This is a genomic window from Streptomyces sp. NPDC059917, assembly GCF_042730635.1.
Classification (GTDB): domain Bacteria; phylum Actinomycetota; class Actinomycetes; order Streptomycetales; family Streptomycetaceae; genus Streptomyces.
The window spans coordinates 168,179-181,649 of sequence record NZ_JBHWLC010000003.1; the positions used below are offsets into that span (position 1 = coordinate 168,179).

14 protein-coding genes are annotated in these 13,471 nt (G+C 73.5%); 8 read left to right on the forward strand and 6 right to left on the reverse strand.

The window, feature by feature from the left end:
- Positions 1–147: 147 nt before the first annotated feature.
- Positions 148–1,926: a S8 family serine peptidase gene (locus ACFWAR_RS03020; protein WP_385772581.1), complete on the reverse strand. Its 1,779-nt coding sequence runs from the start codon at positions 1,924–1,926 to the stop codon at positions 148–150.
- 569 nt (positions 1,927–2,495) lie between these two features.
- On the opposite strand from ACFWAR_RS03020, the gene ACFWAR_RS03025 reads away from it, so the two are divergent.
- From ACFWAR_RS03025 to ACFWAR_RS03050, 6 genes are all read left to right on the forward strand, one after another.
- Positions 2,496–3,545: a DUF1996 domain-containing protein gene (locus tag ACFWAR_RS03025; protein ID WP_385772522.1), complete on the forward strand. Its 1,050-nt coding sequence runs from the start codon at positions 2,496–2,498 to the stop codon at positions 3,543–3,545.
- 106 nt (positions 3,546–3,651) lie between these two features.
- Positions 3,652–4,278: a sigma-70 family RNA polymerase sigma factor gene (locus ACFWAR_RS03030; RefSeq protein WP_385772523.1), complete on the forward strand. Its 627-nt coding sequence runs from the start codon at positions 3,652–3,654 to the stop codon at positions 4,276–4,278.
- Positions 4,275–5,009: an anti-sigma factor family protein gene (locus ACFWAR_RS03035; RefSeq protein WP_385772524.1), complete on the forward strand. Its 735-nt coding sequence runs from the start codon at positions 4,275–4,277 to the stop codon at positions 5,007–5,009. Before ACFWAR_RS03030 ends, ACFWAR_RS03035 begins: the two co-directional genes overlap by 4 nt.
- Positions 5,010–5,208: 199 nt before the next feature.
- Positions 5,209–6,141 carry an SCO0930 family lipoprotein gene (locus ACFWAR_RS03040; RefSeq protein WP_385772525.1) on the forward strand — a complete coding sequence of 311 codons (933 nt, stop codon included), beginning with the start codon at positions 5,209–5,211 and terminating at the stop codon, positions 6,139–6,141.
- 124 nt (positions 6,142–6,265) lie between these two features.
- Positions 6,266–6,466 (forward strand): DUF5302 domain-containing protein, encoded by a 201-nt coding sequence (locus ACFWAR_RS03045; protein WP_385772526.1) that lies wholly within the window; start codon positions 6,266–6,268, stop codon positions 6,464–6,466.
- Positions 6,467–6,688: 222 nt separating this feature from the next.
- Positions 6,689–7,183, forward strand: a complete 495-nt coding sequence (locus ACFWAR_RS03050) for a hypothetical protein (RefSeq protein WP_385772527.1) — start codon at positions 6,689–6,691, stop codon at positions 7,181–7,183.
- 6 nt (positions 7,184–7,189) lie between these two features.
- Here ACFWAR_RS03050 and ACFWAR_RS03055 read toward each other — a convergent pair whose 3' ends face one another.
- Positions 7,190–7,897, reverse strand: a complete 708-nt coding sequence (locus ACFWAR_RS03055; RefSeq protein ID WP_385772528.1) for a hypothetical protein — start codon at positions 7,895–7,897, stop codon at positions 7,190–7,192.
- On the reverse strand, positions 7,894–8,631 hold the full coding sequence (locus ACFWAR_RS03060) for a DUF1838 family protein (protein ID WP_385772529.1): 738 nt from the start codon (positions 8,629–8,631) through the stop codon (positions 7,894–7,896). The genes ACFWAR_RS03055 and ACFWAR_RS03060 overlap by 4 nt, the downstream gene beginning before the upstream one ends.
- 169 nt (positions 8,632–8,800) lie before the next feature.
- On the opposite strand from ACFWAR_RS03060, the gene ACFWAR_RS03065 reads away from it, so the two are divergent.
- A complete protein-coding gene (locus ACFWAR_RS03065) occupies positions 8,801–9,337 on the forward strand; it encodes a hypothetical protein (protein WP_385772530.1) in 537 nt (178 codons plus the stop codon).
- Between the two features lie 285 nt (positions 9,338–9,622).
- Here the strand turns inward: ACFWAR_RS03065 and ACFWAR_RS03070 are convergent, their stop codons facing one another.
- A complete protein-coding gene (locus ACFWAR_RS03070) occupies positions 9,623–9,844 on the reverse strand; it encodes a hypothetical protein (protein WP_385772531.1) in 222 nt (73 codons plus the stop codon).
- Positions 9,845–10,094: 250 nt separating this feature from the next.
- Between ACFWAR_RS03070 and ACFWAR_RS03075 the strand changes: the two genes are divergently transcribed.
- On the forward strand, positions 10,095–11,165 hold the full coding sequence (locus tag ACFWAR_RS03075; RefSeq protein ID WP_385772532.1) for an RNA ligase (ATP): 1,071 nt from the start codon (positions 10,095–10,097) through the stop codon (positions 11,163–11,165).
- Here the strand turns inward: ACFWAR_RS03075 and ACFWAR_RS03080 are convergent, their stop codons facing one another.
- Entirely contained in the window at positions 11,166–12,437 is a 1,272-nt protein-coding gene (locus ACFWAR_RS03080) for an SUKH-4 family immunity protein (RefSeq protein WP_385772533.1), read from the reverse strand. It abuts the gene before it with no gap.
- A 136-nt stretch (positions 12,438–12,573) separates the two neighbouring features.
- Complete coding sequence (locus tag ACFWAR_RS03085) at positions 12,574–13,365, reverse strand: BTAD domain-containing putative transcriptional regulator (protein WP_385772534.1); 792 nt, start codon at positions 13,363–13,365, stop codon at positions 12,574–12,576.
- Positions 13,366–13,471: the final 106 nt, after the last annotated feature.

Genomic DNA, 13,471 nt, shown 5'->3' on the forward strand with positions numbered 1-13,471 from the left:
GACAGGAAAGCCCGCCGGACCCGCCGATACGAGCCGTATCAGCAGGTCCGGGGGCCGGCTTGGTCCGTACTATCGGCCCGTCAGGCCCGGGTGGTCAGTCCGGACCGGTGACGCGCGGCCGATCGTGCGCACCCCGCCCGCACCGGTTCAGAAGCCGAGGCTCCAGGAATCGATGTAGCCGGTGTCGGCCGAGGCGACGTCCTGGACCTTCAGCTGCCAGGTGCCGTTGGCCGGGAGCGCCGAGGCGTCGACGGTGTAGGTGGTGAGGACGTTCGCGCCGCTGTCGCTCGAGGAGTTCTGCAGGCGCTTGACCACGGCGCCGCCGGGGCCGACGAGGTCGATGACGAGGTCACCGCGGTAGGTGTGCTTGATGTCGACGGACACCTTGAGGGTGGCCGGGGCGTTGCCGCTGCGGCCGGAGACCGTGATGGCGGAGGTGACGGCGCCGCCGTTGTCCGGGATGGCGACGTCGATGGTGTTCTCGTAGGCCGGGGCCGGAGTCGTGGAGGTCACGGCGGTCACGGTGGCGGCCGCGTCGGCGAGACCCGTTCCGCAGCCCCCGGTGCACGTGCCGGCCAGCGGGCGCGCGTTGGTCTTGATGGCCGACTCGACCTGGGCCGGGGTGAGGGAGGACTTGGCCGAGACGAGGAGCGCGGCGAGCCCGGCGACGTGCGGGGCGGCCATGCTGGTGCCCTGGTAGGGCTTGTAGATCTCGGCGCCGGGGGTGGTGGTGCCCGCGTTCAGCGTGGAGAGGATGCCGTTCTCGGGGGTGGTGACGGTGCCGGGCGTGTCGGTGGCGCGGCGGGTCTCGCCGCCCGGGGCGGCGACGTCGACGGCCGGGCCGTAGTTGGAGTAGAAGGAGCGGTCGCCGGTCCGGTTGGTGGCGGCCACGGAGATCACGTTGTTGCAGCTGGCGGGCGAGAAGCCGCTGGCGTCCGCGTTGCTGTTGCCCGCGGCGACGACGACGGTCGTGCCGCGCCCGACGGCGGCGTTGATGGCGTTCTGGTAGCTGGTGCCGCAGGCGCCGGAGCCGCCGAGGCTCATGTTGATGACCTTGGCGGGGGTGGTGTTGGCCGGGATGCCGGGGACGGAGCCGCCGGAGGCCCAGGTGATGGCGTCGACGATGTCCGAGGTGGCGCCGCCGCACTTGCCGAGCACCCGCACCGGCTGGATCTTGGCGCCGTAGGCGATGCCCGCGATGCCCTTGCCGTTGTTGGTGGCCGCGGCGATGGTGCCCGCCACGTGGGTGCCGTGCCAGGAGGAGTCGCTGGCCTTGGAGTCGACGCCGCATTCGCCGGCGGCGCTCCAGTCGCCCTGGTCGGCCGGGTTGTTGTCGCGGCCGTTGCCGTCGCGGGCCGCGCTGGAGCTGGAGATGAAGTCGTAGCCGGGGACGATGTTCGCGGCCACGTCGGAGTGGGCGACGTAGCCGGTGTCGATGACGGCGACGGTGACCCCGGTGCCGGTGGTCTTGGCCCAGGCGCCGGGGACGTTCATGCCGGCGGTGGGCTCGAAGAGGTCCCACTGCTTGGCGTACTCGGTGTCGTCCGGGGTCGCCATGGCGTAGGCGCGGGAGTCCGGCTCGACGTAGGCGACGTCCGGGTCGGCGCGGAACTGGGCGATCACTCCGGCGGCCTCGGACGGGGCCACGGCTCCGCCGAGGTTGACCAGCGCGGCGCCGGTGCCGAGGCGCCGCTCGAACTTGGTCTTCTTGCCGCTCTTGTGGCCCTTGGCGACGGCGTCGTCGGCCGCGGCCGTGTTGGAACTCGCCTCGGTGGCGGAGGACTTGTAACCGACGATCAGGTTCTCGACCGGAGCGACCGGCAGGACCTGGGTGGCCGGGGCCACGGGGGCCGGGGCGGCCGGGGCGGCCGAACGGCCGAGGGCCACCGAGGTGGTGGCGCTGCCGGCGAGCAGGGTGACCGACATGGCCACCACCGATATGAGTCGACGTCTGGATGCGTGCACGGTGTTCCCTTTCGCGGGCCGTCCCCGGCAGACCGGGGACGACCGGTGTGGTGCTGTGTGGGAGGTTGCGTGGGGGGTGGGCATCGGGGAGGAGGCACGGTCCCCGCACGACGATGTGCGGGAGGGGACGGACGTACGGGACGCGCGGTGCGCGAGAGCGGGCGGACGATCGGGGAGGGGTGTGTGGGGCGGGCCCGCCACGAGCCGGTGGTGGCCGGGGAGGGCTCCTCCGCACGCCCCGGCCACCACCGCTCGTCGTGACCCCGCCCGCGTCGACGAGGAGGGGTACCGGCGGTACCGGGGAAGCGTCGAGCCGCAGAGCGCCGCGCCAAGTGGGGTTGGCGGGGCGGATGTTCGACTCGGACGAGACCGCCGGTGGGCAGACAGTAGGCAACGCCGGGATGAACTCGATACGGGGAAAACCCTTGCTCACCCCCTGCCACCGCACCCTCGCCCCCCGTCCGGGGGTCCGGCGTCCCGCTCGTGAGACGTGGTTGACCGGACCGGCGGCGGGCGGCGACCGTGACCCCATGGGCAACGAACGCCGCCTCTTCGCGCTGCTGATCTGCCTGCTGCTCGGCGGCGGGCTCACGGCCGCCGTCCTCGGGGCCACGCGGGCGGCGGACGCGGCGCGCTCCGCGGACGCCGCCACGGCACGCTCCGGCACGACGCACTCCAATACGACGCACTCCGGCCCGACGCGCTCCGGCCCGGTGGACGGCGACTTCGTGGACCTCCGCGACGTACCGCCCGGGCCCGCCGATCCCCCGCCGACCGGACCGGGCGGCTCCGCCGGGACGGTACGGGTGGACTGCGGCCGCGACGAGGAGGGCCACTACAACGAGGACAACCTCGTCGTCTCCCCCGGCCTGCGCGCGGGCGCGCACCACACGCACGCGTACGTCGGCAACCTCTCCACGGACGCGATGTCCACGGACGACACCCTGGCCGCGGCCCCCACCAGCTGTCGCGGCGGGGACCGCTCCACCTACTACTGGCCGGTCCTGCGCCTGCCGGACCGGCCCGCCACGCGGCCCCGGGAGAACGCGGCGGGCCACGGCAACGCGGGCGCGATCCTGCCGGAGGCGAGCGTGTCCGTGGAGTTCTCCGGCAACCCGGTGAGCCAGGTGGTCCCGATGCCCCGCTTCCTGCGCGCGATGACCGGCGACCCGGTGGCCGCGACGGCGGGCGACGAGGCCGACGTGCGGGCCCGCTGGGGCTGTTCGGGCTCGCCCGACCGCTCCACCACCCGCTACCCCCGCTGCCCGACGGGCGAGCGGCTCACCCGCACCCTGGTCTTCCCCAGCTGTTGGAACGGCCTGGACACGGCCTCCTTCGACCACCGCTCGCACCTGTCGTTCCCCGGCGCGGGCGGGATCTGCCCGCAGGGCACCTTCCCGGTGCCGCGCCTGCGGATCTCCCTCGCCTACGACGTGCCCCCGGGCGCGGCCATCGCCCTCGACTCCTTCCCCGAGCAGCGGCACAGCCCCCGGACGGACCACGCGATGTTCGTCGACGTGATGACCGACGCCGCGATGGCGCAGGTGGTGGCGTGCCTCAACGGCGGCCGCCACTGCTGAGCACCGCCCGTGGCCCGCGGTGTGACGCGGGCCACATGAACCGGGCCCCTCCGTGCGGCGTGTACGGACCGCACCACGCACGCGAGGAAGACGGAGAGGGTGTGAGATGGCCGGACCACTGTGGCCCCGCGGTCGGCGGGGCTCGACCGACGAGGCACTGATCAGGTCGGTGTACGAGGAGCACGGCCACGCCCTGCTCGCCTACGCGACCCGACTGACCGGGGACCGGGCCGCCGCCGAGGACGTCGTCCAGGAGACGGTCATCCGCGCGTGGCGGCACGCCGAGATCCTGGTCAACGGAAAAGGCTCGGTGCGCGGTTGGCTGCTCACCGTGGCCCGCAACATCATCACCGACCGCTACCGGGCCAAGGCGGCCCGACCGCGGGAGGTCTCCGGATCCGCGGCCACCCCGCCGGTGGAGCCGGACCACTCCGACTCGGTCGTCGACTCCATGACCGTACTGGGCGCCCTGGACCGGCTGACCCCGGAACACCGGGACGTCATCACGGAGTTGTACTACCGCCAGCTCAGCGTGACGGAAGCCGCGGACGTCCTCGGCATCCCGGCGGGCACCGTCAAGTCCCGCTCGCACTACGCCCTCAAGGCACTGCGCGAGGCGTTCCGGGACGGCGGCTCCAACGCCGGCGGGGAAGGCAGGAACAATCGAGGCGGACGGGGCAACCGACCGGGCAGGCCGCCGCAGCGGCCCGGACTGCAGGAGGTGGTGGCGTGAACCGGGAATTGCACGAGGAGGAACTGCTCGGCCCGTACGTGCTCGGCGTCCTCGACGGGGCCGAGGTCCGCCGCGTCGAAGAGCACGTGAGCGGCTGCGTGCGGTGCCGCGAGGAGGTGGCAGCGTTGCGCGAGATGGAGGCGGCGCTCGGGGAAGTCCCCGAGGAAGCGTTCCTGGAAGGACCCCCGGACGGCGGCGACCTGCTGCTCCAGCGGACGCTGCGGCAGATGCGGGGCGAGCGGGCCGGGCGGGCCCGGCGCCGGACCGTCGTCGCGGGTCTGGCCGTTGCCGCGGCGCTCGCGGCGGTGTTCTGGGCCGGTGCCCGGCTCGGCGCGGGAGACGCCCGGGACGTGGCCGACGGGCCCCCGCCGCCGCCCCCGACCGCCACGGCGACGCCCTCGCCGCCGCCACCGGGCACCAAAGTGGCCTCGGCCACCGACCCGCGCAGCGGCGCGCGGATGACCGTACAGGTGACGCCCGCCGCACGTTGGGTACGGGTGCGCGCGGCGGTGACCGGGGTGCCCGCGGGCGAGCGGTGCCTGCTGGTGGTGGTCGCCCGGGACGGTACGCGCACCACGGCGGGCAGTTGGGTGGTGGGCGGCCAGGAGAACGGCGCGGGCAAGGGCGCCGCCCTGGACGGATCCGCGGCCGTCGACCCCGCCGACGTGAAGGAGGTCGTGGTGCAGAACGAGGCGGGCAGGTCGTTCGTGTCCGTGCCGCTGCCGGCCTGAGTAGGCGACGCGTGCGCACGCGCTCGAACGCGAGGGCGCCGGTCGGGAGGGTCCCCGACCGGCGCCTTCGCGCGTGCCCGGCCGCACCGGGGAGAGCGGCGCCGCGGAAATCTCCGCACGGGATTGAACCGGCCCGCGGGGGGTCGCGTGTCTGCGGTGCCGACAGTTTCCAACGAACCACCGGATTACAGGAGTAGTCATGACGAACCTGCGCAAGCTCACCCTCGCCGGAGCTGCCGCCGCGCTGCTCCTCGGAGCGACGGCCTGCGGAACGCAGGCGAGCGGGAAGACGGACGCCGCCGCCGTGGGCGCCCAGGTCCCCGCGGTGGCCGGGTCGGGGGCCGCCGACCCGTACGCGAAGGGCGACGGCGCGGCGGCTCCCGCCGCAGCCGCCTCCGGCGCGCTGGTGGTCCGTACGGACCCGAAGCTCGGGCAGGTCGTGACGGACTCGGCCGGTTTCACCCTCTACCGCTTCGACAAGGACACGGCGAAGCCCGCCTCGACCTCCGCGTGCTCCGGCGACTGCGCGAAGGCCTGGCCCCCGGCCCCGGCCCAGGGCGTCGCGGCGGGCGCCGTCCCCGCCGCCGCCCTGGGATCCCTCAAGCGGCAGGACGGATCGGAGCAGATCACGATCGCGGGCTGGCCCGTGTACCGCTTCGCGAAGGACACGGCCCCCGGCCAGAGCAACGGGCAGGGCGTGGGCGGCACGTGGTTCGCCGTCACCCCGGAGGGCAAGAAGGCGGGCGCCGCGGCGCCGCAGCAGGCCGAGCCGAGCGCGCTGCCCGCCCTCTCCGCCGCGGACGACAAGACGCTCGGCGCGATCCTCCGGGACGGCAAGGGCCGTACGCTCTACCGCTTCACCAAGGACACCGCGTGGCCGATGAAGTCCAACTGCGAGGGCGCCTGCGGGGAGAAGTGGAAGCCCGCCCAGCCGGTCGACGCGAAGGCGGTCGAGGGCGTCGACCCCAAGCTGCTCAGCACCTACACCCGGTCGGACGGCACCAAGCAGCTGGCGATCGACTGCTGGCCCCTGTACTGGTTCACGGGCGACCAGAACCCCGGTGACACCGCAGGTCAGGGCGTGGGCGGCACGTGGTTCGCCGTCACCCCGCAGGGCAAGCTCGTCAAGTGACGGCGGCGCCGGGTGCGGGGTGTCCTGTGCCAGACTGGGGAGCGCCGCCCTTCGGGAAACGCGCTGGTCAGCAAGAGCACGGGCTGACAGACTGAATCGGTTTCAGATCAACCCAGGAGGACACATGGCAGACACTGCGGACACCCCGGAGACCCCGGAGGACACCTCCCCCGCCGCCGAGGCCAAGCGCAAGTTCCGCGAGGCCCTGGAGCGCAACGAGCGCAACGCGCAGTCCCAGCAGGCGCACCAGAGCCGCGCCAAGATCTCCGGCACCAGCACGGGTGGCGCGGGGAAGAACAAGAAGGTCCGCCGCAAGACGGGCTGACCCGTGGCCACGGCCCGGTCCCCGCTGAGCGCGGGGGCGCTGCCGCTCCGGTCCCTACGGGCCCCGGAGCGGCACACGCGTGCCGGTAGCGGATTCCCGGACAGAGCAGCCTCTTCTCGCCATTTCGGGTGACCTGAGAACCGTTCGGCGCGGCCACCGCGTCGTGGGGTGCAGTGACAGTGACCACACTGCCCGCACTCGCAACGGGGAAAGGTACGGCCCATGCTCCAGCGCCCGACCACGCGCACCGCCGCCATCGTCTTCGCGGCCACCGCCGCCACCGCGGCCCTCTCCTTCGCCTTCGTCACCAGCGCCTCCGCGTCCGCGGACGGGTCCGCCCCGAAGGCCGCCCCGGCGGCGGCCGCCGCCCTCCCGTCCGTCTCCGGCAGCCCCGAGGCCGCGTTCACGCGGATCGCGGACTTCTACGGCGCCTACATCGACGCGGTGTACGACGGCGACGGCAAGACGGCCGACCAGCTGCGCTCCTTCTACCTCGCCAAGCCCCTCCAGGCCGAGTTGAAGAAGTGGGAGGAGACCAACCACGCGAACGGCGTGCTGCGCGCGCAGAACGTGCCGTCGCAGTGGAAGGTCACCTCCACCGGCAGCGGAACGGGCAAGACCAGCGCCACGGTCACCTTGACGTGGGGCGGCTCCACGACCGAGATCCACGTCCAGGCCGATCTGGCGACCAAGAAGATCACCTCGATCAAGGACTGAGACGGCCTAGCTGCGGGGGTCCACCCACAGCGCCTCGCCCACGGCCATGACCTCGCCGTCGGCCGTGGCCAGCGCCGTGCCCACCCGGTGCTTGCGACCGGACTCGCCGAGCAGCCAGGCGTACGAGACGAGCCCCGCGGCGGCCGGGACCGGGCCCGACAGCCGCGCCGTGAGCGAGGCCGTCACCGCCCCGGCCCGCTGGGTGCCCAGGAGCCGGCCGGCCGCGTTCCCCGGGCAGTCCAGCGCGGCCCACACCAGCTCGGGCGGCAGGGCGCCGTCCGCGTCGAGGAGCCCGGCCCCGGGGGTCCAGGCGGTGGCCACCAGATCACGGCCCGGCACCCGCCCGCAGTGCAGCCGCAGCCCCGTGTCCGGCGTCCGGCCCAGTCCGCAGCCGAAGCAGTCGGCCACCTCCTCGGGCGGGGCCGCGCGGTAGGCCTCGGCCGCGGCCCGGGCCTGGTCCCAGGTGGGCGCCACCGGAGCCTCCGCGTCCGTCTCGACGGGCGTGGCCACGGCCAGCACCAGGACCCCGTTCGTCAGCTCGCTCCCGCCGTCCGCGGTCTCGGCGAGGCCGAGCGGGACGCCGGTGGGCGTCGGCCGCCGGAAGTCCACCCGTACGGTCTTGGCGGCCGCCCGCCCGGCCAGTACGCCCGCCACGTACCCGCCGAACGCCACCCCGGGGTAGCCGTGCAGGGCGGTCGGCACCGTGAGGATCACAGCTCGCCCCGGTCTCTGAGCCGCCGGAAGTAGGTCCAGCTGGTCTCGTTCGGCTCGCTCCACGCGTCCGGGGCGTGCGCGAACTCCGGGTGGTGCGCGGCGATGTACGCGCGCGTGCGCTCGGGCACCTCGGCGTAGGAGCCGAGCTTGCGGCCGCCGCAGTGGAAGGTGAGACCACCGGGGCGTCGCCCCTGCTCCATCCAGGGCAGCCACGGCGACTGCCGGGTCCACGACATCGTCGCCGGGACGCTCGGCGCGTCGGTCTCCAGGACGGATTCCGGGGCGAAGAACTGGAAGAGTTCGAGCGCCCGGTAGGTGTCGTCCGCCGAATGGTCCGGGAACCGCTCGACCGGCAGCGGGGACGGGTAGGCGAGCGGGATCTCCAGGCTGAAGCAGACCTGGTCGCCCAGCCGGGTCAGCGGGACGGGGAACGGCCGCCACCGCTGGTTGGCCGGATCGTTCCAGACGTGGACGACCGGCTTCTTCTCCCACGTCTCCAGGATCTCCCGGGTGTCGGGGTCCAGGTAGAAGGCGGCCTCGCGCGTCAGCAGTTCGTAACCGGTGTCCGTGGGCACGAGGCGGGCCACGTTCACCCCCTCGAAGCCGAAGACCCGCCGGTAGGGCTGGTCGGGGGACCAGGCGAAGACGTTGCCGGACCACCAGAAGGTCACCTCGGCTCCGTCGAGCGAGGCGCGGGTACGGGCGAAGGCTTGGAAGAGATCGGCCGGATTCATGGCGCCCACTGTGCAAGGTCACCCGCGCACTCGGCAAGCACCTCTGCACGGCCACCTGTGCCACTCGCACGGGTGACGTGCGCGCCGGCGGGCCCCGGTGCGGGGGGCCGCGGCCTAGCATGTGCGCCGGGCGGCCCGGCCCGCCCGCGCCTCACAGGGGAGGGTCACCGTGACACTGCCAGTGCCCATCGGCCGTACGGAGCACACGGCCGAGCGGCGGCCCGACTATCCGCCGCGCACGCCCCCGCCGCCGCGCAGACCGGTCGAGTCACCCCGCCCGGAGCGCGTCTTCACCGTGGTGAACCAGCGCGCCGCGAACTGGGCCCTGGAGGCGCGGCCCTGGGCCGCGACCCGGGTCCGGCGGCTCGTCGTCGACCGACTCACCGCGTGGCGCTACCTCCCCGACCCCGACCGGGTGGGGGCGGTGGTCTCGGCCTTGGTCGCGGCCGCCGTCCAGGACGGCGGGCGACGGATCAGCCTGCACCTCGCGGCCGTGGAGGGGCAGGTCTGCGTCGCCGTGCTCAGCCACCTCGCCGGTGCCCGCACGCAGGCGCAGACGGGCGTGCTGGGAGGGGTGGCCGACCTTCCCGGCCTGCGCGGCTGCGGATCCGAGGCGGATCCGGACGGCCACCGGCTGTGGGCGGTCATCGACGTGCCGCTGCGCGGGGACGTCGTCCCCGGTCAGCGAGGCGCGGAGAGCGGCTAGGCCGAGGGGGTGAAGGGGTCGCTCAGTTGCTCCCCGCCGCCATGGGCCGTATTCGTGTCCGAAAACGGGTCTTCTGGGCCGAAATCAGGGGCCATGAAGGGGTTCGTCGTCGCCGGGAGCCGCGATGCGGGCGTGCTGACGTGGGTCCGCGCCGTTTCCGGCGCGGAGAACAGCGGTGATGCGTCGATGGGGGCGCGCCGCCTTTCGTGGTTCGGAGATGCCGGGATCGGGTGGGAGCGGACGGAGGCGTGGTTGATGGCCACGCCTCCGCCGACCCTCACCGTCTCAAAGAGTGGTCATCTTGGTGTACGGGCTCAGGATCCGCATGCGCGACGAGCCGAAATCGACGAGAACCGCGATTCCGTCCTCGATCGCGATGACACGGCCGAGGCCGTGCTGATCGTGTGTGACCCGGTCGCCGACGGCAAACACCCTGAGTGGCGGAGCGGTCGCGGCCTTGAACGGGCTTGCTGGCAGGTGGCGCCGGGTTCCGGCTGACTTTGTCATTGTCACCAGTATGCGCCTGTCGGGCCGCTGTGCCGCCCGGTGTGAGTCTCTCTCTGGTTGCGCCCTGATAACGCCGGTGCCGGATTCTGCCGGTTGGACCCGATCGGTCCGCAAGCCCGCGACCGGTGTCCGGCGAGGTGAGGGGGGTTCGTGCGGCCGGCGAGGCTAGCAGACCGATATCCGCTGGCCCACGGAAATTCCGGTCGCCGAGAGTGACCTGCGATGAGAACCGCATCCGAGGAGAGCTGACATGTCGACGCTGCGCGTCACCGCCGAACCCCTGACCGTCCACACCCATCCGAACGCCGATGCACTCGAACTGGCCCAGGTGGGCCTGTACCGCGCCGTCGTCGCGAAGGGCGCCTACCGGACCGGCGAATTCGCGGTGTACATCCCGGAGCAGGCGGTCCTCCCGGCCGCCCTGATCGACGAGCTCGGGCTGACCGGACGGCTCTCGGGCAGCACGGCGGACCGGGTCAAGGCGGTCAGGCTGCGCGGCGAGCTCTCCCAGGGCATCGTGTGCCGACCGGCGGCGCTGGCGGACGTGGACCTGTCCCGTGCGGCCGGTGAGGGGACGGACTTCGCGGAGCTGTTGGGCATCACCAAGTGGTCGCCGCCCATACCGACCAGGATGAACGGCACGGTCGAGGCCGCGCCGGACCTGCTGCCGTGGGTCGACATCGAGAACCTGCAGCGCTACCCGGACCTCTTCGCCCCCGGCGAGCCGGTCGTGCTCACCGAGAAGCTGCACGGCACCGCCTGTCTGACCACCCACGTCGTCGAGGACGGCCGGACCCACGTCTCCTCGAAGGGCCACGGCGCCAGGGGGCTGGCCCTGGTGGAGGATCCGCGCAACCTGTACTGGCGGGCCGTCCGCTCCCACGACGTGCCCGCCGTCGCGGCCCGGCTCGCCGAGCGGCTGGGCGCGACCCGGGTCGGCATCTTCGGCGAGGTCTTCGGGGCGGGGGTGCAGGACCTGACGTACGGGGCGGACGGGCGCGGCGAGCTGCTCGGCTTCGCCGTCTTCGACGTCTCGGCGGAGATCGACGGTCAGGTGCGGTGGCTGGACCCCGCCTCCGCGCTCCTCGACGGCGAGCTGCCGCTGGTACCCCGGCTGTACGAGGGGCCGTACGACCCCGACGCCGTGCTGGCGCTGGCCACGGGCCGGGAGACCGTCTCCGGGCGCACCCTCCACCTGCGGGAGGGCGTGGTGATCCGGCCGGTCACCGAGCGGTACAGCCCGGTGGTGGGCGGCCGGGCCATCGCCAAGGCGGTCAGCCCCGCCTACCTGACGCGCAAGGGCGGCACCGAGTACGAGTGATCAGTAGCCGTCCACGCCCAGCTCGGTGATGGACGCGAAGAGGTGCCCCCAGGCGTCCCCGCCGGGACTCGCCTCGTCGAGGGCGTCCGCTTCGCGGGCGGACACCTCGGCGAGGAAGTCGGCGTGCCCGTCCTCCACCGGATACGGGTCCCAGCACGCGCCCATGAACCGGTACACGGCCTCCAGGAGGCACAGGAAGGTCTCCGTGTCGCGCGCGAAGGGGAACGGGGCGGGCGGCGCGTCGTCGTCCGGGTCCCCCCGCGTCAGGGAGACGGCGCCCGTCTCCGGGTGGAGGAGGACCCGTCCCTCGTCGGCGTAGCCGAACTCGAAGGTGCCGAGGTGCAGCAGCCCCGCTTCGTCCACCTCCCCCGTCCAGGACTCCTGCTCGCCGAAGGCGAGTTCGAAGCCGCTCACTCCGCCCGCCCAGCGCCGGGGCAGCCCCACGGCGGTGAGGAGGTCCCGGGTGGGCCGGTGCGTGAGCGCGGCGGGCAACCGCTGCTCGGGCAGCCGGATCACCAGGTCACCGAAGACGGCGTCCACGCGCGCCGCGTCCAGGGGTGCGTCCGCCGGGGAGCGGGCCACGAACCACGGGGTCGCGGTGGCCCCTTCCCAGGAGTCGTGAGCGGCGCCGCCAGTCGGCCAACCCGCCTCGACCGCGGCCTCGTTGCGCTCCACGACGGCGATGCCCCGCGCCTCGACGAGCAGGAAGCGGCCCCCGCCCAGCGGGACCGGCTCCTCCCACGTGCCCGGGCACTGGAGGGCCCACGCGTCCTCGTCCGTGTCGAAGAGGAACGGCCCGTCGTCCGGCGCCTCTTGCTTGCGCTCCGCGAACTCCCCGGCCGCGGGTGCGGGGCGGGGCGCTCCGGTCTCCAGGTCGAACCAGCGCTGCGCGGTCCACAGCGACCAGAGCGCCAACAGGGGTCCTCCGTCGGCGGATTCCGCCACCGGATCGAAGACCGTGGCCGACCGGTCCCCGCTCAGGTTCGGCGCGGAGCGGTGGGCGCCGACCGGTCGCCACCAGGCCCACACCGTCCGCCAGGGCAGGCCCGGTTCGGCGGCGGCCACCCGGTCGGCGTACGCGTCCCGCCCGAGCACCTTGGCGGCGAAGTGCAGCCGGGAGGCGAATTCGGCCCGTGCCACCTCCACCGGTCCGAAGACGGCTTCGGCCTGGGTGAAGACCTCGTACCCCTCGCCGGATCGGGTGGAGTCGGTCAGTTCGCGGGCACGGCCCTGGCCGATGGCGAGCAGGGCGGCGGGATCATCACAGGTCACGGGGCCATCCTGCCACCGGCCCGGATCTCGACCACACCGAGGGGTGGTCCCGAGGGGCCGTCAACCGCCCCTCCCGCCCGCCCTCCCGCGCCGTGGTTCGGTCCGCGCGGGAGGGCGGGCATGGCGGTGCGGCGGGTCAGTTGTGGCCGGCCGCCTGCCTGGTCCGCAGGCGCGGGGTGGCGGTGCGGCAGAACCGCGCTATCAGCTCGGACAGTTCACGTCCCGGATCCACCCCCAGCTCCCGCCGCGTCAGTTCGCGGTAGGCGTCGTAGGTCCGCATCGCCTCGATCAGATTGCCCTCCGCCAAGTGGGCCTCGATCAGGGCCCGCTGGGCGCTCTCGCGCAAGGGCTCGGCGCCCACGGCCACGAGCGCGGATTCGACCGCCTCCGCATGGCGTCCGGCCCGACCCAGCTGGCGGCTCAAGGCCTCCAGCGCGTGCAGCAGGCGTTGCCGGACCCGCTCCCGCTCCAGCAGCACCCAGTCGTCGTACCAGCCGGGCAGCAGATCGAGGGCGTCCGTACGCCACTTGAGCGCGGACAGGTCCTCGCCGGTGGCGGTGCCGCCGATGAGCCGTCCCGCCCAGCCGTAGAGGACGTAGAGGTCGACCACGGTGTGCTCGCGCATCGCGAGCGAGCACTTGTCGGAGTCGAGCAGGTCGATCCCGGCGGCCTTGAGCCGCCACAGGGCCGAGCGGAGGTTGCCCGCCGCGCGCAGGTCGTCGCCGGACGGCCACAGCGTGCCCGCGGCGTGCCGACGCTCGACCCGGCCCCCGTTGAGGGCCACGAAGGCCAGCAGCCGCTTGCTCCCCTCCGGAACGTCCAGCCGTCTCCCCCGGTGCACCACGCGCGGACCACCGATGAGATGGAGGGTCGGTGTGTCCCCTTGCCCCGGTACCCGGGCCACCGACTCGCGGAACTGCGTGGTCAACGTACTCGTCGTATGCAACGTGCTCGGCGTATTCATAGGCGGTCCCCCTGCTAGAAAGCCCGCCATGGATACTATGTGCACTGCGTCACGGATCAGTCACCGACTG